18 protein-coding genes are annotated in these 22974 nt (G+C 67.6%); 15 read left to right on the top strand and 3 right to left on the bottom strand.

Annotation, left to right across the window (positions count from 1 at the left end):
* Position 1: 1 nt before the first annotated feature.
* Complete coding sequence (locus tag QFZ67_RS13490; RefSeq protein WP_307661332.1) at positions 2 to 823, bottom strand: hypothetical protein; 822 nt, start codon at positions 821 to 823, stop codon at positions 2 to 4.
* Between the two features lie 9 nt (positions 824 to 832).
* Positions 833 to 1087: a hypothetical protein gene (locus QFZ67_RS13485; protein ID WP_307661331.1), complete on the bottom strand. Its 255-nt coding sequence runs from the start codon at positions 1085 to 1087 to the stop codon at positions 833 to 835.
* 321 nt (positions 1088 to 1408) lie between these two features.
* Between QFZ67_RS13485 and QFZ67_RS13480 the strand changes: the two genes are divergently transcribed.
* The 13 genes from QFZ67_RS13480 (at position 1409) to QFZ67_RS13420 (ending at position 19131) form a co-directional block, all read left to right on the top strand.
* Positions 1409 to 3577 (top strand): ABC transporter family substrate-binding protein, encoded by a 2169-nt coding sequence (locus QFZ67_RS13480; protein ID WP_307661330.1) that lies wholly within the window; start codon positions 1409 to 1411, stop codon positions 3575 to 3577.
* Positions 3578 to 3852: 275 nt separating this feature from the next.
* The gene (gene typA, locus QFZ67_RS13475; RefSeq protein WP_307661329.1) at positions 3853 to 5727 is read left to right on the top strand and encodes a translational GTPase TypA; all 1875 of its coding nucleotides are present in this window, start codon (positions 3853 to 3855) and stop codon (positions 5725 to 5727) included.
* 397 nt (positions 5728 to 6124) lie between these two features.
* The gene (locus QFZ67_RS13470) at positions 6125 to 7747 is read left to right on the top strand and encodes an ABC transporter substrate-binding protein (RefSeq protein WP_307661328.1); all 1623 of its coding nucleotides are present in this window, start codon (positions 6125 to 6127) and stop codon (positions 7745 to 7747) included.
* A gap of 125 nt (positions 7748 to 7872) precedes the next feature.
* Positions 7873 to 8802 (top strand): ABC transporter permease, encoded by a 930-nt coding sequence (locus QFZ67_RS13465; protein ID WP_307661327.1) that lies wholly within the window; start codon positions 7873 to 7875, stop codon positions 8800 to 8802.
* The gene (locus QFZ67_RS13460; protein WP_307661326.1) at positions 8795 to 9742 is read left to right on the top strand and encodes an ABC transporter permease; all 948 of its coding nucleotides are present in this window, start codon (positions 8795 to 8797) and stop codon (positions 9740 to 9742) included. The genes QFZ67_RS13465 and QFZ67_RS13460 overlap by 8 nt, the downstream gene beginning before the upstream one ends.
* An 11-nt stretch (positions 9743 to 9753) precedes the next feature.
* Positions 9754 to 10812, top strand: a complete 1059-nt coding sequence (locus tag QFZ67_RS13455; protein ID WP_307661325.1) for an ABC transporter ATP-binding protein — start codon at positions 9754 to 9756, stop codon at positions 10810 to 10812.
* Positions 10805 to 11962 carry an ABC transporter ATP-binding protein gene (locus QFZ67_RS13450; RefSeq protein ID WP_307661324.1) on the top strand — a complete coding sequence of 386 codons (1158 nt, stop codon included), beginning with the start codon at positions 10805 to 10807 and terminating at the stop codon, positions 11960 to 11962. Before QFZ67_RS13455 ends, QFZ67_RS13450 begins: the two co-directional genes overlap by 8 nt.
* Before the next feature lie 172 nt (positions 11963 to 12134).
* Complete coding sequence (locus QFZ67_RS13445) at positions 12135 to 13760, top strand: ABC transporter substrate-binding protein (protein WP_307661323.1); 1626 nt, start codon at positions 12135 to 12137, stop codon at positions 13758 to 13760.
* 73 nt (positions 13761 to 13833) lie between these two features.
* Positions 13834 to 14757, top strand: coding sequence for an ABC transporter permease (locus QFZ67_RS13440; RefSeq protein ID WP_307661322.1), 924 nt, complete (start codon positions 13834 to 13836; stop codon positions 14755 to 14757).
* Positions 14750 to 15754: an ABC transporter permease gene (locus QFZ67_RS13435; RefSeq protein ID WP_307661321.1), complete on the top strand. Its 1005-nt coding sequence runs from the start codon at positions 14750 to 14752 to the stop codon at positions 15752 to 15754. Before QFZ67_RS13440 ends, QFZ67_RS13435 begins: the two co-directional genes overlap by 8 nt.
* Before the next feature lie 10 nt (positions 15755 to 15764).
* Positions 15765 to 16739, top strand: a complete 975-nt coding sequence (locus QFZ67_RS13430) for an ABC transporter ATP-binding protein (protein ID WP_307661320.1) — start codon at positions 15765 to 15767, stop codon at positions 16737 to 16739.
* The gene (locus tag QFZ67_RS13425) at positions 16732 to 17817 is read left to right on the top strand and encodes an ABC transporter ATP-binding protein (protein ID WP_307661319.1); all 1086 of its coding nucleotides are present in this window, start codon (positions 16732 to 16734) and stop codon (positions 17815 to 17817) included. The genes QFZ67_RS13430 and QFZ67_RS13425 overlap by 8 nt, the downstream gene beginning before the upstream one ends.
* 270 nt (positions 17818 to 18087) lie before the next feature.
* Positions 18088 to 19131 (top strand): hypothetical protein, encoded by a 1044-nt coding sequence (locus QFZ67_RS13420; protein ID WP_307661318.1) that lies wholly within the window; start codon positions 18088 to 18090, stop codon positions 19129 to 19131.
* 415 nt (positions 19132 to 19546) lie between these two features.
* Here the strand turns inward: QFZ67_RS13420 and QFZ67_RS13415 are convergent, their stop codons facing one another.
* Positions 19547 to 21682: an alpha/beta fold hydrolase gene (locus QFZ67_RS13415; protein WP_307661317.1), complete on the bottom strand. Its 2136-nt coding sequence runs from the start codon at positions 21680 to 21682 to the stop codon at positions 19547 to 19549.
* 156 nt (positions 21683 to 21838) lie between these two features.
* Between QFZ67_RS13415 and QFZ67_RS13410 the strand changes: the two genes are divergently transcribed.
* Positions 21839 to 22033 (top strand): hypothetical protein, encoded by a 195-nt coding sequence (locus tag QFZ67_RS13410; protein WP_307661316.1) that lies wholly within the window; start codon positions 21839 to 21841, stop codon positions 22031 to 22033.
* A gap of 31 nt (positions 22034 to 22064) precedes the next feature.
* Positions 22065 to 22955, top strand: a complete 891-nt coding sequence (mshB, locus tag QFZ67_RS13405; protein ID WP_307661315.1) for an N-acetyl-1-D-myo-inositol-2-amino-2-deoxy-alpha-D-glucopyranoside deacetylase — start codon at positions 22065 to 22067, stop codon at positions 22953 to 22955.
* Positions 22956 to 22974 lie beyond the last annotated feature (19 nt).

Raw genomic sequence — 22974 nt, 5'->3', positions numbered from 1 at the left:
GTCAGAACAACCTCGGATCGTCGAAGGCACCGGACGCGACGAGATAGACGTAGAAGTCGGCTAGCGCGACGCTGATCAGCGAGGTCCATGCGAGGAGCATGTGGCGCTCATTCAGCTTGCCGACCCAGCCCCACAGGCGGTAGCGCACCGGGTGTTTGGAGAAGTGCTTCAGCCGGCCGCCGATGATGTGCCGGCAGGAGTGGCAGGAGAGGGTGTACGCCCAGATCAGCACGATGTTGATCAGGAGGACGAGGGTGCCGAGGCCCATATGGCCCCACTCGTAGTGCTCGTCGCGGAAGGCGAGCACAGTGTCGTACGTGAGGATTCCGGCGACCGGAATCGCCGCGTAGAAGAAGTACCGGTGGATGTTCTGCAGGATCAGCGGGAAGCGGGTCTCGCCGGTGTACTTCTTGTGCGGCTCGGCGACCGCGCAGGCCGGGGGCGAGGCCCAGAGGCCCCGGTAGTAGGCCTTGCGGTAGTAGTAGCAGGTCAGCCGGAAGCCGAGCGGGAAGATCAGGATCAGCAGGGCCGGGGACAGACCCCACCAGCTGCCAAAGATCTCCCAGTTGGGGCCGTGCCGCATCGGCTCGCAGTTCTCCGCGATACAGGGCGAGTAGAACGGCGAGACATACGGCGCCGCGTAGTAGTCGGCGTTGGCGAATGCCCGCCAGGTCGAGTAGATGACGAAGGCGAGCAGTCCGCCGGCGGTCAGGGCGGGCGACAGCCACCAGCGGTCGGTGCGCAGATGGCGCGGTCCGATGGCGGCGCGCGTGGCACCGTGCACGCCCGTATTGACTTGTGGTGGTTCAGTACCTGTGGCCAACGAGGTCTCCTAGGGAGCGTGCCGGTCTCGGACGCCCAGGCCCTCGTCGTCCGAATCCGTCCACAGCGCGTTGTTGTACGGGACGTCGGGAATGGTGACCAGCTCGGGGCGGCCCGGTGTCTTCGTGCCCGGTGTGATCGGCTCGGCAGTCGTGGCCGGGCCGGCGCCACGTAGCTGATCGACGGTCCGCTCCAGCTCTCCGACACGCTGGACCAGCTCGTCGAGGCGCCGCTGAATCACCATCAGGTCTTCCTGCTGGGACATGACTTGCCCTCACTTCCGCAGGGTGCGGTGGCATGGCTCATGCGCCTGCGAGTGTCGCGCGTCACGTCCCCGCTTGTGAAGGGGACGAGCAGGGATTCCCGGCGCATGCGCTTTCAGCGCGCCCCTTGTGGTTCGGATATCACTAGCCTCATTTTCTCCCTTTAAGTGCCATTGTGTCTGGTTATGCGTTGGGCCGCATGGGTGACCTTGGATCCGGTCGCGCCGTGTCGCAGCCGCCTGTCGCGCTCCTTCCACTTCAGTGGACGGGAATCGGTGTGATCATCTCCAAATTCCGCAAAATTGGACGAAGAGGTACAAGCCATGTCCAAGGTCGACGCGCCACGCGGGAGGACATGCTCCCGCACGCTCCGCTCTGTCGCGCTGCTCACCAGCGGGGTGCTCGCTCTGCCCGTACTGTCGGGCTGCAGCTCGGGTGAGCCCGACACCGGCAAGGCCGCGGCCCAGGACATCGCGGCCGCCGGGCGCGATCTGGTCGCCGACGGAGGGACGCTGCGCTGGGCGATCGACGCCTTGCCCACCACGCTCAACACCTTCCAGGCCGACGCGGACGCAGCCACGACGCGTATCGCCGGGGCCGTGCTCCCCTCCCTCTTCACCCTCGACCGGAGCGGCCGTCCGCAGCGCAACCCCGACTACGTGGAGTCCGCCGAGGTCGTCAAGCGCGAGCCCAAGCAGGTCGTGCTCTACAAGCTCAACCAGGAGGCGGTGTGGAGCGACGGCCGGGAGATCGACGCGGCCGACTTCGTCTCCCAGTGGCGCGCGCTGAGCGGCAAGGACTCCGCGTACTGGACCGCGCGCAACGCCGGCTACGAGCGGATCGAGAAGATCGAGCGCGGCGCCAACGGCCTCGAGGTCAAGATCACCTTCAAGAAGCCGTACGCGGACTGGCGGTCCCTCTTCACCCCGCTCTACCCGAGGGACGTCACCGGCACCCCGGCCTCCTTCAACGACGGGGCCCGCAGCACGCTCAAGGTGATGGCCGGCCCGTTCCAGCTGAAATCCGTCGACCGCGCGGCGGGCACGACCACGCTCGTACGCAATCCCCGCTGGTGGGGGGAGCGGGCAAAGCTGGAGCGGCTGGTGCTGACCGCGGTGCCGCGCGACCAGCGCGCCGCCGCGATCACCGCGGGCAGCCTCGATCTCGCTGAGGTCGACCGCAGCACAGCGGACCGGATCGCCCCCGCGGCAGGGGAGAAGAAGAGCACCGGCGGCCAGCCGCTCGCCCACGGCTATGTGGTCCGCAAGTCGCTGGAGCCCGTGTACACCCAGCTCGCGCTGAACGGCGAAAGGGGACCGCTCGCCGACGACCGGGTGCGCCGCGCTGTAGCCCGCGCGCTGAACCGCAAGGAGCTGGCCGAGACCGTACTGACCCCGCTCGGCCTGCCCGCCACCCCGCCCGGCAGCCATCTGGCACTGGCCGGGCAGCGGGCGTACGCCGACAACAGCGCAGCGCTCGGCGAGCAGAACACCCAGGAGGCGCAGGCGCTGCTGGCCGACGCCGGCTGGACTCCCGCCGGAGCACGTATGAAGCCCGACCCGGCCAAGGCGGGCGGCGAGGTCGAGGGCGACAAGAAGCCGTCACCCAGCCCGACCGAGCCGAAGAAGGCCGAGCCGAACAAGACCGAGGCGAACAAGAAGGACGACAAGGCTTCCGACGAGGGGCTCTACATCGTCGGCGACGACAAGCCCGCGAGCGGCGGCCACGGCCCCGAGTCAGGCAGCAGCGGTACGCATGTCCTCGCGCCCGCGCCCGCCGCGGCCCTCCAGGGCATGGCCCTGCAACGCCAGGCCGAGTCCCTCGACGACGACCCCGCGACCAGGCCCCGGACGAACGCCGCGGAGAAGCAGGGTGGCCTCGCCGGAGCGTATGCCCCGCGCGGCACGGCCGCCCCCGCCCGGGCGGGCGGCCCGATCGGCAAGGACGGCAAGCCGCTCACCCTGCGCTTCGTCCTCCCCTCGGGCCATGGCTCCGAGGCGCTGCGCACTGTGGGCGACAAGATCGCGCGGATGCTGGCCCGCATCGGCGTGCGCACCGAGATCACCAAGGTCGCCGACGACAGCTACTTCAAGGACCACATCGCATCGGGCGACTACGACCTGGCGCTGTACTCCTGGCCCGCCACTGCCTACCCGGCGACCGACGCCCGCCCGATCTTCGCCAAGCCCGTGCCCGCCACCGACGGCTCACTGCTGGTGGAGCAGAACTACACCCGCGTCGGCTCCGACCACATCGACCAGCTCTTCGACCAGGCGGCCGCCGAGCTGGACGAGGACGCAGCCCGCGACCTGGTGCGCAGGGCCGACGCCCGGATCTGGGCCGCGGCCGGATCCATCCCCCTCTACCAGCGCCCCGAGCTGGTCGCGGCCAAGTCCCAGGTGGCCAACGCGGGCGCCTTCGGCTTCGCCACACCCCGCTACCAGGACATTGGCTTCAAGAAGCCCAAGGACGCCAAAGCTACTAAGAAGTAGCAGGTCAGAACCTCAGAACTGGCTCAAGTCCCTTGCCCGTCGGCGTCGCCGGCGGGCAAGATCGTGATCACCCCTTGACCCGGGCTTTCGACCCCGCTCCACCACACGCTTCAGTACACCCCAGTGCTCCACGATCCTTCTCCCGATCGGGCCGGGAAGCCCCCGACGCGGCGGCCCCGTACCATAGGACTAGCCGTGGCGTGTCCGCCCGGCGGGCGGACGAGGCTACGACCGTCAGACGCCTGATCCCACGATCGAGAGAAGCGCTAGTCAGCATGCCCACGCGCCACGACATCCGTAACGTTGCCATCGTCGCCCACGTCGACCACGGCAAGACCACCTTGGTCGACGCCATGCTGAAGCAGGCCGGCGCGTTCGCCGCGCACGCCGCCGAGCACCTCGACGACCGCATGATGGACTCGAACGACCTGGAGCGTGAGAAGGGCATCACGATCCTGGCGAAGAACACCGCCGTTAAGTACCACCCCAAGGCCGGCGGGGCCCCGATCACCATCAACATCATCGACACCCCCGGTCACGCCGACTTCGGCGGCGAGGTGGAGCGCGGTCTGTCGATGGTGGACGCGGTCGTTCTGCTCGTCGACGCCTCCGAGGGCCCGCTGCCGCAGACCCGTTTCGTGCTCCGCAAGGCGCTGCAGGCCCGGATGCCCGTCATCCTCTGCATCAACAAGACGGACCGCCCGGACTCCCGGATCGACGAGGTCGTCAACGAGACGTACGACCTCTTCCTGGACCTGGACGCGGACGAGGAGCAGATCGAGTTCCCCATCGTCTACGCCTGCGCCCGTGACGGCGTCGCCTCGCTGACCAAGCCGGAGGACGGCACCGTCCCGTCCGACAGCGAGAACCTCGAGCCGTTCTTCAACACGATCCTCGAGCACGTCCCGGCCCCGGAGTACGACGAGGCCGCGCCGCTCCAGGCCCACGTCACCAACCTGGACGCCGACAACTTCCTGGGCCGTATCGCGCTGTGCCGCGTCGAGCAGGGAGAGCTGAAGAAGGGCCAGACCGTCACGTGGATCAAGCGCGACGGCACCATGTCCAACGTCCGGATCACCGAGCTGATGATGACGGAGGCGCTCACCCGCAGGCCGGCCGAGAAGGCAGGCCCGGGCGACATCTGCGCCATCGCCGGTATCCCGGACATCATGATCGGTGAGACCCTCGCCGACCCCGAGAACCCGATCGCGCTCCCGCTGATCACGGTCGACGAGCCCGCCATCTCCATGACCATCGGTACGAACACCTCGCCGCTGGTCGGCAAGGGCGGCAAGGGCCACAAGGTCACCGCCCGCCAGGTGAAGGACCGTCTGGACCGTGAGTTGATCGGTAACGTCTCGCTCCGCGTCCTGGACACCGAGCGTCCCGACGCATGGGAGGTCCAGGGCCGAGGCGAGCTCGCGCTGGCCATCCTGGTCGAGCAGATGCGCCGTGAGGGCTTCGAGCTGACCGTCGGCAAGCCCGAGGTGGTCACCAAGGAGATCAACGGCAAGCTCCACGAGCCGATCGAGCGCATGACGATCGACTCGCCCGAGGAGCACCTCGGCGCCATCACCCAGCTGATGGCCACCCGCAAGGGCCGCATGGAGACGATGACCAACCACGGCTCGGGCTGGGTCCGCATGGAGTGGATCGTCCCGTCCCGCGGACTCATCGGCTTCCGTACGGAGTTCCTCACCCAGACCCGCGGTACGGGCATCGCGCACTCCATCTTCGAGGGCCACGAGCCCTGGTTCGGCGAGCTGCGCACCCGTCACAACGGTTCCCTGGTCGCCGACCGCTCGGGCTCGGTCACGCCGTTCGCGATGGTCAACCTCCAGGAGCGCGGTGTCATCTTCACCGAGGCGGGCACCGAGGTGTACGAGGGCATGATCGTCGGCGAGAACTCTCGCGCCGACGACATGGACGTGAACATCACCAAGGAGAAGAAGCTCACCAACATGCGTGCCGCGTCCGCGGACACCACCGAGAACGTGGTGCCCGCCCGGAAGCTGTCGCTGGAGCAGTCCCTGGAGTTCTGCCGCGAGGACGAGTGCATCGAGGTGACCCCGGAGACCGTGCGTATCCGCAAGGTCGTCCTGGACCAGAAGGAGCGCGGCCGCACGGCCTCCCGCGCCAAGCGCAACTGACGCCCCATCAGTGACGGTCCGGCCCCCCGCAGAAACTTGCGGGGGGCCGGCCGTTCGTCAACTCCTTTTCATGGCCCGAGTGTCCGCATATCGGCTATCGCTCTCCGGAACATGTGTTAACGGTCCGTTTCGCGGGTGTCTGTCTGTGCTCGCTTTGTCCGGATTTCGGGCTGAGAGGGTCCGGCGATGTTGTCAAAACGAGACCCTTTAAGTGTGGTTTACGGCTCGGGTCTACTTAATAGTTGGCTCCATTGAGCTCGGGTCAATGGGTCACGCGCTGTGGGGAGCGCCGACTCACGAGCACACTCGGGGTACTTGACGTGTTCGCTGTCAGGGGTGTCAGCGCGCGTAGATGTGCCCTTCTTGTAGTGACAAGTGGACTCATGAGGAGGAACCCATGCGCGGTGCCAAGAGCGCCAAGTGGGTAGTGGGTGCGATAGTCGTGGCTCTGTCGGCGACGGCGTGCGGCGGCGGAGGCAGTGACACGGACTCGGCTTCGAAGGAGAAGGGCAAGCCCGCGGGCTACGTCTCCATCGACGTCGGTGAGCCGCAGAAGCCGCTGATCCCGGCCGACACGAACGAGTCGCTCGGCAGCTACGTCATCCAGTCGCTGTTCACCCAGCTGCTGGACTTCGACGCGCAGGGCAAGATCGTCTACACCAACGCCGAGTCGGTGAAGACCACTGACTCCAAGACCTGGACGGTCAAGCTCAAGCAGGGCTGGAAGTTCCATGACGGCACCCCCGTCACGGCGGACTCCTACGTTAAGGCGTGGAACTGGTACGCCAACATCAACAACAAGCAGCAGAACGCCTTCTGGTTCGAGGACATCGCCGGCTACGCCGACGTACACCCGGAGAAGGGCGCTCCGAAGTCCGACAAGATGTCGGGTCTGAAGGTCGTCGACGAGACCACCTTCACCATCGAGCTCGCCAACGCTGTGCCGTACTACGAGTACAAGCTGGGCTACACCACCTTCGCGCCGCTGCCCGAGGTCTTCTACAAGGACACCAAGGCGTTCGGCCAGGCTCCGGTCGGCAACGGTCCCTACATCTTCGAGAAGTGGAACCACAAGAAGCTCATCCAGGTCAAGGCCAACCCTGACTACCAGGGCCCGAACAAGGCCAAGAACAAGGGTGTCCTCTTCAAGAACTACGCGACCGTCGAGGCCGCGTACCAGGACCTCCTCTCCGGCAACCTGGACATGATCCGCCAGGTCGGCCCGAAGGACCTGCCGAAGTACAAGCAGGACCTCGGCGACCGCGCGATCGAGCAGCCCTACGCGGCCATCCAGTCGCTCGTCCCGGTCTTCTACTCCAAGACCTTCAAGGGCATCGACCCGAAGGTCATCCAGGGGCTGTCGATGGCGATCGACCGCGAGACGATCACCAAGACTGTCCTCAACGGCACCCGCAAGCCCGCCACCAGCTTCATCCCCGAGGGTGTCGCCGGTAAGCAGGACCTGGGCAGCGACGTGTTCACCTTCAACGCGGCCAAGGCGAAGCAGCTTGTCACCGAGGGTGGCGGCGTCCCGGGCAACCAGGTCTGGATCCAGTACAACGCCGACGGTGGCCACAAGGAGTGGGTGACCGCGGTCTGCGAGTCGATCCGCAACTCCACCGGTGTCGAGTGCACCCCGGACGCCAAGCCGGACTTCCAGACGGACCTGGAAGGGCGCGACAACAACAAGGTCAAGTCGATGTACCGCGGTGGTTGGGTCGCCGACTACCCGGTGAACGCCAACTTCATGCGTGAGCTGTACGGCACCACCGCCGAGGCGAACAACGGCCGGTTCTCCGACAAGGCGGTCGACGCCGCGTTCAAGAAGGCCGACAACGCCAAGACCCTGGAAGAGTCGATCAAGCTCTACCAGGAGGCGGAGAAGCTGGTTCTGACGAAGATGCCGGCCATCCCGCTGTGGGAGTACAAGATCAACGGTGGCCACTCCAAGGCCGTTGGCAACGTGACGGTGGACTTCCACGGCGACTTCAACATCACCGAAGTCACCGTCGCCAAGTAACCGGCCTGCGGGCCACCCCCACTCGGCCGTCACCCGCCACCGCAACTGGCGGTAGGCCCCCGGGGCCGCTCCCTGAATCCAGGAAGCGGCCCCTGGGGCTGCAGTTATCCATATCGGAGGCAAACATGGGGCGTTATGTCGCGCGGCGACTGCTCCAGATGATCCCGGTCTTCCTCGGGTCAACCTTGCTGGTCTTCTCCATGATGTTCGCGCTGCCCGGTGATCCTGTGCGCGCGCTCGCCGGAGAGCAGACCGTCGATCCAGCACAGATCGCGGCCATGAAGAAGGACCTTGGTCTCGATCTGCCGCTCTGGCACCAGTACTGGAACTACCTGGTCAACCTGTTCCAGGGCGACTTCGGTACACAGATCGCCAGCGGCCAGCCCGTTGCCGACATCATCGCGGACGCATTCCCGATCACGGTCCGACTGACCCTGTTCGCCTTCACCTTCACCGTGCTCGTCGGAATCTCGCTCGGCGTCTTCGCCGGGCTGAAGGCAGACACGCTCCGGGACCGCGGCCTGCTCATCCTGACGCTGCTGCTGATCTCGGTTCCCTCGTTCGTCCTCGGCTTCCTGGCGCAGTTCTTCTTCGCCCACCAGCTCGGCTGGGTCGACCCCAACGTCAGCGCAGTGGCGGACTGGAACGAGCTGATCCTGCCGGCCGTTGTACTCGGCTCCCTGTCGCTCGCGTACGTCGCCCGTCTCACCCGTACGTCGATCGCGGAGAATCTGCGCTCCGACTACATGCGCACCGCGGTGGCCAAGGGGCTGCCTCGCCGCCGCATCATCGGGGTACACCTGATGCGCAACTCCATGATTCCCGTGGTCACCTTCCTCGGCACGGACATCGGCTCCCTGATGGGCGGCGCGGTGGTCACCGAAGGCATCTTCAACGTTCAGGGCGTCGGCTACAACGTATTTTCCGCGCTGAAGCACCGTGAGGGCTCCACCGTCGTGGGCATCGTGACCCTGATCGTGGTCGTCTATCTCGTCGCCAGCCTGCTCGTCGACCTGCTCTACGCGGTCCTGGACCCGAGGATCCGTTATGCCTGAGGCACTCAAGGACACCGTCAAGGACCAGCCCGCCGTCGAGACCCCGGTCAACCGGCCGGTGGAGGCCAAGGTGGGCAAGCCGCGCAGCCTCTGGTCGGACGCCTGGCACGACCTGCGCCGCAACCCACTGTTCCTGGTCTCCGGGGTGCTGATCGTCGTCCTGCTGACCATGGCGATAGCGCCGGGCCTGTTCACCGGCGCCGACCCGCGTCACGCGGACCTCGCCAAGCACTACCTTCAGAAGCCCAACTGGGGCAGCTTCTTCCAGGAGGACTGGTTCGGTTACGACATCCAGGGCCGCTCGATCTACGCACGCGTCATCTACGGCGCCCGCGCCTCGATCGCCGTAGCCGTGGGTGTGACCGCCATCGTCACCGTCCTGGGCACCGTGGTCGGCATGATCGCCGGCTACTTCGGCGGCATCCTGGACACCCTCCTGTCCCGGGTCACCGACATCTTCTTCGGCGTCCCGTTCATCCTCGGCGCGATGGTGGTGCTGACCTCGTTCACCGAGCGTCACCTCTACGTCGTGATTCTGGCGCTGGCCTTCCTGGGCTGGACCCAAATCGCACGTGTCGCCCGCGGTTCGGTGCTGACCATCAAGCAGGCGGACTACGTCATGGCGGCCAAGGCGCTCGGCGCCTCGACCACCCGCATCCTGCTCCGGCACATCCTGCCCAACGCCATGGCACCAGTGATCGTCGTCGCGACAATCGCGCTCGGCGGTTACATCTCGGCCGAGGCCACGCTGTCCTTCCTGGGCATCGGTCTCGCCGAGCCGACCGTCTCGTGGGGCGTGGACATCTCGTCGGGCCAGGAGCAGCTGCGTAATGCCGCGTTCGTCCTGATCATCCCGTCAGTCATGGTGTCGATCACTGTCCTGGCGTTCATCATGCTCGGCGATGCGGTACGCAACGCCCTCGACCCCAAGCTGCGCTGAGGGAGGCGTACATGACCATCATCGACGAGACGGCAAGCGTTCCTTCCCCGTGCGGTACGGACGATAACGGCGGCCCGCTGCTCGAAGTCCGCGACCTGCACGTGGAGTTCAACACCCGTGACGGCGTGGCCAAGGCCGTCAACGGCGTCAACTACAGCGTCAGCTCCGGCGAGACCCTCGCAGTGCTCGGCGAGTCCGGCTCCGGCAAGTCCGTGACCGCTCAGGCGATCATGGGCATCCTCGACATGCCCCCCGGCCGGATCCCCAAGGGAGAGATCCTCTTCCGCGGTGAGGACATGCTCAAGATGAGCAACGAGGAGCGGCGGAAGATCCGCGGCCAGAAGATCGCGATGATCTTCCAGGACGCGCTGTCCTCGCTGAACCCGGTGCTCTCCGTGGGCTACCAACTGGGCGAGATGTTCCGCGTCCACCTGGGCCTCTCCAAGAAGGAGGCCAAGGCCAGGTCCATCGAGCTGATGGACCGGGTGCGCATTCCGGCGGCGAAGGAGCGGGTCAACGACTACCCGCACCAGTTCTCCGGCGGTATGCGCCAGCGCATCATGATCGCGATGGCGCTCGCCCTGGAGCCGGACCTGATCATCGCCGACGAGCCCACGACCGCGCTGGACGTCACCGTCCAGGCCCAGGTCATGGAGCTGCTCGCGGAGTTGCAGCGCGAGTACAACATGGGCCTGATCCTGATCACCCACGACCTCGGCGTGGTCGCCGACGTCGCGGACAAGATCGCGGTTATGTACGCGGGCCGGATCGTCGAGACCGCCCCGGTGCACGAGCTGTACAAGCGCCCCGCGCACCCGTACACCCGTGGCCTCCTCGACTCCATTCCGCGCCTGGACCAGAAGGGCCAGGAGCTCTTCGCCATCAAGGGCCTGCCGCCCAACCTGCTGCGCGTACCGTCCGGTTGTGCTTTCAACCCGCGCTGCACCAAGGCGGAGGACATCTGCCGCTCCGAGATCCCGGCACTGCTTCCGGTCACCGAGCAGGACGGCACGGAACTGGTCGGCCGCGGCAGCGCGTGCCACTTCTGGAAGGAGACGATCCATGGCTGAGCTCAAGAAGACTGACGAGCCGACGGACGCCGTGGACGCCACCCCGAACGTCACCGACGTCGAGACGGTCGACGCCGCCACCGAGGCCGAGGCCGTGGCAGCCATCGACGCGCCCGTCTCGCAGGGTGAGCCGATCCTTCAGGTCCGCAACCTCGTCAAGCACTTCCCGCTGACCCAGGGCATCCTGTTCAAGAAGAAGGTCGGCGCGGTCAAGGCCGTGGACGGGATCTCCTTTGACCTCTACCAGGGCGAGACCCTCGGCATCGTCGGCGAGTCCGGCTGTGGCAAGTCCACCGTCGCCAAGCTGCTGATGACGCTGGAGACGGCGACCGCCGGCGAGGTGTTCTACAAGGGCCAGGACATCACCAGGCTCTCCGGCCGCGCGCTCAAAGCCGTACGCCGCAACATCCAGATGGTGTTCCAGGACCCGTACACCTCGCTGAACCCCCGTATGACGGTCGGCGACATCATCGGGGAGCCCTTCGACATCCACCCGGAGGTGGCGCCCAAGGGCGACCGCCGCCGCAAGGTCCAGGAACTCCTGGACGTCGTGGGCCTCAACCCGGAGTACATCAACCGGTACCCGCACCAGTTCTCCGGCGGTCAGCGCCAGCGCATCGGCATCGCCCGCGGCCTGGCGCTCAACCCGGAGATCATCATCTGCGACGAGCCGGTCTCGGCCCTGGACGTCTCCGTCCAGGCGCAGGTCATCAACCTGATGGAGAAGTTGCAGGACGAGTTCAACCTCTCCTACATCTTCATCGCCCACGACCTGTCGATCGTCCGGCACATCTCGGACCGGGTCGGCGTGATGTACCTCGGCAAGATGGCCGAGATCGGTACGGACACGCAGATCTACGACCACCCGACGCACCCCTACACCCAGGCGCTGCTGTCGGCGGTCCCGGTCCCCGACCCGGAGGCCCGCGAGGGCCGCGAGCGGATCATCCTCGTCGGCGACGTCCCGTCTCCGGCGAACCCGCCGTCCGGCTGCCGCTTCCGCACCCGTTGCTGGAAGGCCGAGGACAAGTGCGCCGAGGAGATCCCGCTGCTGGCGGTCCCGGAGCGCTTCAAGGGCGCGGCCACGCCGGCGGCGCACGAGTCCGCGTGCCACTTCGCCGAGGAGAAGGACGTCGTCCACGCGGTGTAGTGCTGCGCAGTACGTGAACGGGGGCGTCCCGGGCCCATATCGGCCCGGGACGCCCCCGTCGTCGTACGCGACTGCGTCCGCTCGTCCGGACGGGCGATGAGAATATGCGCGCGATGGCGTGTGAGGTGATATTTGGGGCCTAAGTGAGACTCGGGACACTGGAGGCGACCTCATGCGTGGAGCCACGCACGCCAGATGGGCCGCATGCGCCGTGGCGCTAGCCCTCGCGGCCACGGCCTGCGGCGGCGGGAGCGACAGCGGTGGTGGTGCCGACGGGATCGTGAGCTCCTCGTGGGGCGACCCGCAGAACCCGCTGGAGCCCGCGAACACCAACGAGGTGCAGGGCGGCAAGGTCCTCGACATGCTCTTCCGTGGCCTCAAGCAGTACGACCCGAAGACCGGCGAGGCCAAGGACATGCTCGCCGAGAAGATCGACACGACGGACTCCACCAACTTCACGGTCACCGTCAAGGACGGCTGGACTTTCAGCAACGGCGAGAAGGTCACCGCCAAGTCCTTCGTGGACGCGTGGAACTACGGCGCCAACCTCAAGAACAACCAGAAGAACGCGTACTTCTTCGGCTACATCGAGGGCTACGAGCAGGTCCACCCGGAGCAGGGCCAGCCCACCGCCGAGACCCTCTCCGGGCTCAAGGTCGTCGACGACAAGACCTTCACGGTCAAGCTCTCCCAGAAGTTCTCCACCTGGCCCGACACCCTCGGCTACGCAGCCTTCTCCCCGCTGCCCAGCGCGTTCTTCGACGACCATGCCGCCTGGCTGTCCAAGCCCGTCGGCAACGGCCCGTACATGGTCGACTCGTACGCCAAGGGCTCGAAGATGTCGATGCGCAAGTGGGACGGCTACCCGGGCAGCGACAAGGCGCAGAACGGCGGCGTCGACCTCAATGTGTACACGGACAACAACACCGCCTACACCGACCTGACCGCGGGCAACCTCGACCTCGTCGACGATGTGCCGGCCTCGCAGCTGAAGAATGTGCAGGCGGACCTCGGCGACCGGTACATCAACACCCCGGCCGGCATCATCCAGGCCATCGCCTTCCCCTTCTACGACAAGGCCTGGAACACCCCCGGCGCCGCGAAGGTCCGCACGGGCCTGTCCATGGCGATCAACCGCGAGCAGATCACCGACACGATCTTCCAGAAGACGCGTACGCCCGCGAAGGACTGGACCTCGCCCGTGCTCGGCGCGGACGGCGGCTTCAGCGAGACCCTGTGCGGTGACGCCTGCACCTACAACCCCACCGAGGCGAAGAAGCTGATCACCGAAGGCGGCGGCATCCCCGGCGGCCGGCTGAAGCTCTCGTACAACGCGGACAGCGGCTCGCACAAGGAGTGGGTCGACGCCGTGTGCAACAGCATCAACAACGTGCTGGGCAAGGACACGGCGTGCGTCGGCAACCCGGTCGGCACCTTCGCCGACTTCCGCAACCAGATCGGGCAGCACAAGATGCCCGGTCCCTTCCGGGCCGGCTGGCAGATGGACTACCCGCTCATCCAGAACTTCCTGCAGCCGCTCTACTACACCAAGGCCTCGTCCAACGACGGTCTGTGGAGCAACCCGGAGTTCGACAAGCTCGTCGACGAGGCCAACGCCGAGTCCGACACGAAGAAGGCCGTCGAGACCTTCCAGAAGGCCGAAGAGGTCGTACGCGACCAGATGGCCGCCATCCCGCTCTGGTACCAGAACGGCAGTGCCGGGTACTCGGAGCGGGTCTCCAATGTCTCGCTGAACCCCTTCAGCGTCCCCGTCTACAACGAGATCAAGGTCAACTGACGGCGGAAGGCGACCGGCCCGGCGTGCCCTACGCGCCGGGCCGTCCACCTTCCCACGACCCCCGGAGCCCTTCATGGGACGTTATGTGATCCGGCGTCTGCTGCAGATGATCCCTGTCTTCTTCGGCGCCACACTGCTGATCTTCCTCATGGTGAACGTGATGGGCGACCCCATCGCGGGCCTCTGCGGCGACCGGCAGTGCGACCCGGCGACGGCCGCCCAGCTGCGCAAGGAGTTCGGCCTCGACAAGCCGGTGTGGCAGCAATACCTGACGTACATGGGCAATGTCTTCACCGGCGACTTCGGCACCGCCTTCAACGGGCAGAAGGTCACCGAGCTGATGGGCGAAGCCTTCCCGGTCACCATCCGGCTGACGATCGTCGCGATCGTCTTCGAGATCGTCATCGGCATCACGCTCGGCGTGATCACGGGCCTGCGGCGCGGCCGTCCCGTAGACACCTCCGTGCTGCTGCTCACGCTGGTCGTCATCTCGGTCCCGACCTTCGTCACCGGTCTGATCCTCCAGCTGCTGCTGGGCGTCGAGTGGGGGGTCATCAAGCCCGCCGTCTCACCGGAGGCGCCCGTCAACGAGCTGCTCATCCCCGGACTTGTGCTCGCCTCGGTCTCTCTCGCGTACGTCACCCGGCTCACCCGGACCTCGATCGCCGAGAACGCCCGCTCCGACTACGTCCGCACCGCGAAGGCGAAAGGGCTCCCCAGAGGGCGTGTGATCAGCCGTCATCTGCTGCGCAATTCACTGATCCCGGTGGTCACCTTCATCGGCACCGACATCGGCGCCCTGATGGGCGGCGCGATCGTCACCGAGCGCATCTTCAACATCCACGGCGTCGGCTACCAGCTCTACCAGGGCATTCTGCGCCAGAACACCCAGACCGTCGTCGGCTTTGTGACCGTACTCGTCATCGTCTTCCTGCTGGCGAATCTGCTGGTCGACCTTCTGTACGCCGTTCTCGACCCGAGGATCCGGTATGCCTGAGCGATACGATCCGGGCGAAGCCATCGCTCCCACCGGAGCGGGTGGCGCGATGGACCTCGCGACCAGCGAGGGGACGACGCTGGAGCTGGATGCATCAGCCGCCTCCGGCGGACGGGCACCCGGTGGCCCGATGGGCACCGGACCCGCCGAGAGGCCCCGCAGTCTGTGGTCCGACGCCTGGCTCGATCTGCGGCGCAACCCGATCTTCATCATCTCCGGCCTGGTCATCCTCTTCCTGGTCGTCATCTCCATCTGGCCCTCGCTGATCGCCACCCAGAACCCGCTCCAGTGCGACCTCGCCAAGGCCCAGCAGGGTTCCCAGCCGGGCCACCCCTTCGGCTTCAACGGACAGGGCTGTGACGTGTACACGCGCACGGTGTACGGCGCCCGCGCCTCGGTCACGGTCGGCGTCTGCGCCACCCTCGGTGTCGCGCTGATCGGTTCCGTCTTCGGCGGTCTCGCCGGCTTCTTCGGCGGGGCGTCGGACGCGATCCTGTCCCGCGTCACCGACATCTTCTTCGGCATCCCGGTCGTCCTCGGCGGACTGGTCCTGCTGTCCGTCGTCACCAGCTCCACCGTCTGGCCGGTCATCGGTTTCATGGTGCTGCTCGGCTGGCCCCAGCTCTCCCGTATCGCGCGCGGCTCGGTCATCACCGCGAAGCAGAACGACTACGTCCAGGCGGCGCGGGCGCTCGGCGCGTCCAACTCCCGGATGCTGCTGCGCCACATCGCCCCCAACGCCGTCGCTCCCGTGATCGTCGTGGCGACCATCGCGCTCGGCACCTATATCTCCCTGGAGGCGACCCTCTCGTTCCTCGGTGTCGGCCTCAAGCCGCCGACCGTGTCCTGGGGCATCGACATCTCCTCCGCCTCGCCGTACATCCGCAACGCCCCGCACATGCTGCTCTGGCCGGCCGGTGCGCTGGCGATCACCGTGCTCGCGTTCATCATGCTCGGCGACGCGGTGCGCGACGCCCTCGACCCCAAGCTGCGCTGAGGAGCCCGCCATGTTGCTCGAAGTGCGCGATCTGCACGTGGAGTTCCGTACGAGGGACGGGGTGGCCAAGGCCGTCAACGGCGTCGGCTACGCGGTGGACGAGGGCGAGACGCTCGCCGTGCTGGGCGAGTCCGGCTCCGGCAAATCCGTCACGGCGCAGGCGGTCATGGGCATCCTGGACACGCCCCCGGGGAAGATCGCGGGCGGCGAGGTCCTCTTCCAGGGGCAGGATCTGCTGAAGCTCAAGGAGGACGAGCGGCGGAAGATCCGCGGGGCCGGGATGGCCATGATCTTCCAGGACGCGCTCTCGTCCCTGAACCCGGTGCTGAGCGTGGGCGACCAGCTCGGCGAGATGTTTGTCGTCCACCGCAAGATGTCGCGGAAGGACGCGCGCGCCAAGGCCGTCGAGCTGATGGAGCGGGTGGGCATCCCGGCGGCGAAGGAGCGGGTGGGGCAGTATCCGCACCAGTTCAGCGGCGGTATGCGCCAGCGCATCATGATTGCCATGGCGCTCGCCCTGGAGCCCTCGCTGATCATCGCGGACGAGCCGACGACCGCGCTGGACGTCACCGTCCAGGCCCAGGTGATGGATCTGCTGGCCAAGCTCCAGAGCGAGCTGAACATGGGCCTGATCCTGATCACCCACGACCTGGGTGTGGTCGCCGACGTCGCGGACAAGATCGCGGTGATGTACGCGGGGCGGATCGTCGAGACGGCCCCGGTGCACGACATCTACAAGGCCCCGGCGCATCCGTACACCAAGGGGCTGCTCGAATCGATCCCGCGCCTGGACCAGAAGGGCCAGGAGCTGTACGCGATCAAGGGCCTGCCGCCGAACCTGACGAACATCCCGCCCGGCTGCGCCTTCAACCCGCGCTGCCCGATGGCTCGGGACGTGTGCCGGACCGATGTGCCGCCGCTGTACGAGGTGTCGCAGAACCGCAGGAGCGCGTGCCACTTCTGGCAGGAGGCACTCAATGGCTGAGCGGGCTGAGCAGGCCGGGCGGGCTGGGCGGGCCGGGCGGGCTGAGGCGATTTTGGAAGTGCGCGACCTGTACAAGCACTATCCGCTCACTCGAGGGATCCTCTTCAAGAAGCAGGTCGGCCTGGTGAAGGCCGTCGACGGCGTCGACCTCGACCTGGCGGCGGGCGAGACGCTCGGCATCGTGGGGGAGTCGGGCTGCGGCAAGTCCACCCTCGCCAAGATGCTGGTCCATCTGGAGCGGCCGACGGCCGGGGTGATCCGGTACAAGGGCGACGACATCACCAAGCTGTCGGGGCGTGCGCTCAAAGCCGTGCGCCGGAACATCCAGATTGTGTTCCAGGACCCGTATACGTCCTTGAACCCACGGATGACGGTCGGCGACATCATCGGTGAGCCGTACGAGATCCACCCGGAGGTGGCCCCGAAGGGCTCGCGCCGGAAGAAGGTCCAGGACCTGCTGGACGTGGTCGGGCTCAACCCGGAGTACATCAACCGCTACCCGCACCAGTTCAGCGGAGGCCAGCGGCAGCGCATCGGCATCGCGCGCGGGCTCGCCCTCCGGCCGGAGATCATCGTGGCGGACGAGCCGGTTTCGGCGCTCGACGTCTCCGTCCAGGCACAGGTGATCAATCTGCTGGACAAGCTGCAGAGCGAGTTCAGCCTGAGCTATGTGTTCATCGCACACGACCTGTCGATCGTGCGGCACATCTCCGACCGGGTCGGCGTGATGTACCTGGGCCGGATCGTGGAGATCGGCAAGGACGAGGAGATCTACGACCACCCGACGCATCCGTACACCCAGGCACTGCTGTCGGCGGTCCCGGTGCCGGACCCGGAGGCCCGTGAGCGCCGCGAACGGATCATCCTGCGCGGTGATGTCCCGTCACCCGCGAACATCCCGTCGGGCTGCCGGTTCCGCACGCGCTGCTGGAAGGCGCAGGAGCGCTGCGAACTGGAGGTGCCGCTGCTGGAGGTGCCGGCGGAGTTCCGGCTGCAGGAAGGGCCCGCGCAGCATCCGTCGGCGTGCCACTTCGCGGAAGAGAAACGCGTGGTCCCGTCGGGACCCGAGGCGGAGTGATGTCTCTTTTCGCGTCCGCGCGATTCATGACTTTCGATTCGTCACACAGTCCGTATCGTGGCAGACAAAGTCAAACAAATATCCATCAATTTCGTTAACACGCAGGCAACTTGACCGTCGCAACTCCGATATACGAACGCGTCACGCTGAACAGCGTACGGCCGTGCGGGTGCCGTAGACCGGCTGGGGCTCGCCATGTGGCCCCGGCCGGTCGCCCACCCGGTGCACGGGCCCTTGTTCAACGGTGCACAGCGATGCAACATCGCACGTGTGACTCTTACCCGGGGGGCTCGGATCACGGGAGCGGTGCTGTGCGCCGCGCTTGCTCTCATCGTGGGCGGCTGGATCGGCCGGGATCTCACCACCGTGGACGACCCGTTGGATCTCTGGCGGTACTGGACCGGGAACGGCAGTGCAGGGGCCTCGGACACGCTGACGACGTCCCTGGAAGACCTGCTGCTCTTCGCGGTGTACGTCACCGTGGTCGTCGCGGCCCTGCGCTCGGCCGTCGCGGCCGCCGCGCTGGTGGCCGTCGGAGTGATCACCCTCGCCCTGCGGCTACCGGGCCTGTGGGTCCTCAGCACCTCCTGGATGGGCCTGCGGGCCACCGACGAACTGCGCACCCGGGCGCTGTACTGCGCCTTCGCGGCCCTCGGGCTCGGTCTCGGGCTGATCATCACGGCCGCCGCGGGACGCCGTGCGCCCGGCGGCTACGACCCGTACGTCACGCACGACGCCTACCCCGCCCATGAGTTGACGCCGACCAGGCCCACGCAGGGCGTGTCCGTGGTCGCCTTTCTGCTGCTCGGCGCGTCGGCAGGGATCCTGGCGGCCTGGGAGGTCTACACGGCGACGGAGATCGGCGGCTCGCGCTATCTCGACCGGTTCACCGGCAGCGAGACGGTCCTGCTGCCGCTGCTCGGAATCCCGCCCGGCTGGCTGGTCGCGGTGATCGTCGTGATCGCCCTGCTGGCGGCGTTCGGCGCGCTCTTCCACGCGGTCTTCTCGCGGCCGCTGGGGTTGGTGGTGGCGGTGTTCCTGCTGGGCACGGGCGGGCGGGGCGTCGACATCGCGGTCCGGAACGCACTCCTCTCCCGGCTCGGCGATCTGCCGACCCGCGATCAACTGCTTGTCCTGTCCTGGCTGTTCGAGCTGGCGGCGGGGGTGGTGCTGGTGATGGCGCTGGGCCGGCGGGGCGAGAGGGATGAGGTTTCGGGGGGTGCGCCGGTGTGGCAGCAGCCGCGGTCCGGCTATGGCTATCCGCAGAGCGGCGGGGGGCCGCCGCCGCCGACGTCGCCGCCGCCGGGTTGGTGACGGGGCCGCTTTTTTCCCTACCCGGGCAAGCCCCCAGACCCGCCCCCTACGCCCTTCGGGCGTGGGGGGACCCCCAGTACGCCCTTCGGGCGTGGGGGGACCCCCAGTACGCCCTTCGGGCGTGGGGGGACCCCCAGTACGCCCTTCGGGCGTTGTCCTCAATCTCCCCCAGACTTCGTCCGGGGGGACCCCCAACGGGCTTGATTTCCGCCGGTCGGCCTGAAGATTCAGGCCGACCGGCGAAACTTCAGTCCGCCCGGGCAAATCAAGCCTCGCCGGCGTTTGAGGCGCGGGGCCCGGGGCGGAGCCCCAGGGGGACGCGGACCGGCCGGAATTTCAGCCCCTCCGGCGATTGAGGAGCGGGGTCCGGGGCGGGGCCCCGGCCGGGTGGACGCGGTCACCCCCGCGCCCCCCGCTACCGCCTCGCCAACGACCGCTTCAAGAAGTCCACCTGAAGCAGCAGCAGATTCTCCGCGATCTGCTCCTGCGGCGTCATATGCGTCACCCCACTCAGCGGCAGCACCTCATGCGCCCGCCCCGCCGCCAGCAGCGCCGACGAGAGCCGCAGCGTATGTGCCATCACCACATTGTCGTCCGCCAGACCATGGATGATCATCAGCGGCCTGGCCGGATTCTCCGGCGTCGTCAACCCGTCCTCCGTGACAAGCGAGTTGGCCGCGTACACTTCCGGCCGCGCCGCCGGATCGCCCAGATAGCGCTCCGTGTAGTGCGTGTCGTACAGCCGGAGATCCGACACCGGCGCGCCCGCGACCGCCGCATGGAACACGTCCGGGCGGCGCAGCACCGCCATCGCCGCCAGGTAACCGCCGTACGACCAGCCGCGGATCGCCACCCGGTCGAGGTCCAGCGGGAACGCTCCGGCCAGTGCGTGCAGCGCCTCGATCTGGTCGTCGAGGGTGAGCGGGAAGTTGTCCTTGATCGCCTTCTCCCAGCCGGGGGAGCGGCCGGGCGCGCCCCGGCCGTCCGCCACGATCACCGCGAATCCCTGGTCGGCGAACCACTGCGAGGTGAGGTATGGATTCTGCGCGGCGAAGACACGCTGGCCGTGCGGGCCCCCATAGGGATCCATCAGCACCGGCAGCGGACCGTCCGACTCCCGGTAGCCCTCGGGAAGCAGCACGCCGCACGGAATCCGCAGTCTGCCCGCCTCGCAGAGCCGCACCCGGGCAGTCAGCACCGGCTGCTCCGCGTACGAGGCGACGGTCGCGACCGGCTTGCCCTCCCGCAGCACCTGCACGGACGCGCCGCTCACCTCCGCACGCGACGAGGCCAGCACCGTCACCGGGCCGGAGCGTACGGCCGAGTGCACCCCGGGGCCCTCCGAGATACGCTCGATCCCCAGCTCGTTGACCCGGTACACATGGATCTCGCCGGTCTCCGGATCCGAGGCCTCCTCGCCCGCCGCCGCGGACACCAGCACATCGCTCTCGCCGATGTCCAGCACCGCCCGCAGCTGCAACTGGGCCCCGGTCAGCGCCTGGTCGCCCACCGCGAGCACCCGCGCGCCGCCCTCGTCGGCGATTCGCACAAGTCGCCCGTCCGGCGCCCAGGCAGGCACCCCGGGGAAAAGATCAAGCCACACCGGATCCTCGTCGACATGCACCGTCCGGGTCGCGCCGGTCTCCTGATCAACCGCCAGATAGAGCTGCGTGCGCTGGTCACGAGCCTGTACGAGCAGCAGCGGGGCGCCCGCCGCCGACCAGTGCACCCGGGCCAGATACGGATACCGGGACCGGTCCCAGCCCACTTCCGTACACTCCCCGTCCAGCGTGACCAGATACAGCCGCACCTCCGCGTTCGGCGTCCCGGCCGACGGGTAGGCGACCTGCTCCGGCTCCCGGTCCGGATGCGCGGGATCGGAGATCCACCAGCGCCGCACGTCCCGCTCGTCGACCCGGGCGACCAGCAGCCGGTCCGACTCCGGCGCCCACCAGAAGCCGCGCGAGCGGTCCATCTCCTCGGCCGCGATGAACTCCGCGAGTCCGTACGTGGTGTGCTCGTCCTCCGGCTCGGCCAGCGCCCGGTCCTCCTCGCCCTCCGCGCCGGTCACCCGCAGCGCGCCCCGCGCCACATATGCGATGTGCCGGCCGTCGGGGGACGGCCGCGGGTCGATCACCGGGCCGGGCACGGGCAGTTCGCGCGCGGTCCCGGCCCGCAGCTCCGCGGCGTACAGCCGCCCGGAGAGCGTGAACGCCGCCAACTCGACCGCCTGGTCCACCGCATAGCCGACGATGCCCGCAGACCCCTCACGGCTGCGCTCCCGCCGGGCCCGCTCCTGCGCGGACAGCTCCTCCTCGGCCCCACCCAGCAGCGCGTCCGGATCTGCGGCCAGCCGCTCCTGCGGCCGGCGTGCGTCGCCGTCGAGATCGAGCACCCAGAGCCGGCCCGCCCGGTCGGTCCCCGAGGCCGACCTGAGGAACACCACCCGGGATCCGTCCGGCGACACCGTGAAGGCGCGCGGGGCGCCGAGAGTGAAGCGCTGGGTCCTGGCGTACTGACGCGGGAAGGAGAGCTGCAGCCTCGTGGTCATGCGACCGAACCTAGCGTTCGTGCGCCCCCGTGTGCTGCCGTGCACCGATCGATGCGTTCGTACGGATAGTTATGATCCGTAGCGCAAGGTGGGTATGACCCCCCTGGCACATGCAACCTGCCCGTCCCGACCGAATATCTGTGGAGGTGAACCGCCGTGGCACTCTCGATTTCGGCGGTGGTGCTGCTGGCGATCGTCGTCTTCCTGCTGGTCCGGAAGTCCGGGCTGAAAGGTGGGCATGCGGCGGTCTGCGTGTTGCTCGGGTTCTATCTCGCAAGCTCGTCCATCGCCCCCACCATCACCGAACTGACCACCAATGTGGCCGGGATGATCGGGGGCATCAAGTTCTAGCGCGGCGGGTCCGGCCTCGTAGGCTGTCCGCATGAAGGATCTTCCCGCCCGTCGTCTGCTCCTGGTGCACGCGCACCCTGACGACGAGTCGATCAACAACGGCGCGACGATGGCCCTGTACGTGGCCGCCGGCGCCCGGGTCACGCTGGTGACCTGCACCCTCGGGGAGGAGGGCGAGGTCATTCCGCCGGATCTCGCCCACCTCGCGTCCGACCGGGAGGACCGTCTCGGGCCCCATCGCGCCGGAGAACTGGCCGCCGCGATGAAGGAGCTGGGCGTCACCGATCACCGCTTCCTCGGCGGCCCGGGCCGGTTCCGGGACTCCGGGATGATGGGCGTCCCGCAGAACCGCCGCACGGACGCGTTCTGGAACACCGACGTGGACGACGCCGCCCCGTACCTCGTCGAGATCATCCGTTCCGTACAGCCCCAGGTGCTCGTGACGTACGACCCGGACGGCGGCTACGGACATCCGGACCACATCCAGGCCCACCGGGTCGCGATGCGCGCCGCCGAGCTGGCCGCGGAGCGCGCCTTCCGGCGCGACCTGGGCGACCCGCACACCATCGCCAAGATCTACTGGAACCGGGTGCCGCGCTCGGTGGCCGAGGAGGGCTTCGCCCGGCTGCGCACCGCCGGCGGAGTGAACTTCCCGGGCATCGCCGAGATCGACGACATTCCGGGCGTGGTGGACGACTCCGAGATCAGCACGGAGATCGACGGTACGGCGTACGCAGAGCGGAAGACGGCGGCGATGCGCGCCCATGCCACCCAAATCGCCGTGGACGGCCCCTTCTTCGCACTCTCGAACTATCTGGGGCAGCCGATCTTCCCGACGGAGTACTACCAGTTGGTGCGGGGCGAGCCGGGCGCGCCACCCGGAAAGCGTGAGCACGACCTCTTCACAGGAGTTGCACCATGAGCGGGAGTTGCGGCATTTC

Source organism: Streptomyces sp. V1I1 (assembly GCF_030817355.1).
Lineage (GTDB): Bacteria > Actinomycetota > Actinomycetes > Streptomycetales > Streptomycetaceae > Streptomyces.
This window is presented reverse-complemented; position numbering and strand designations above follow the sequence as displayed.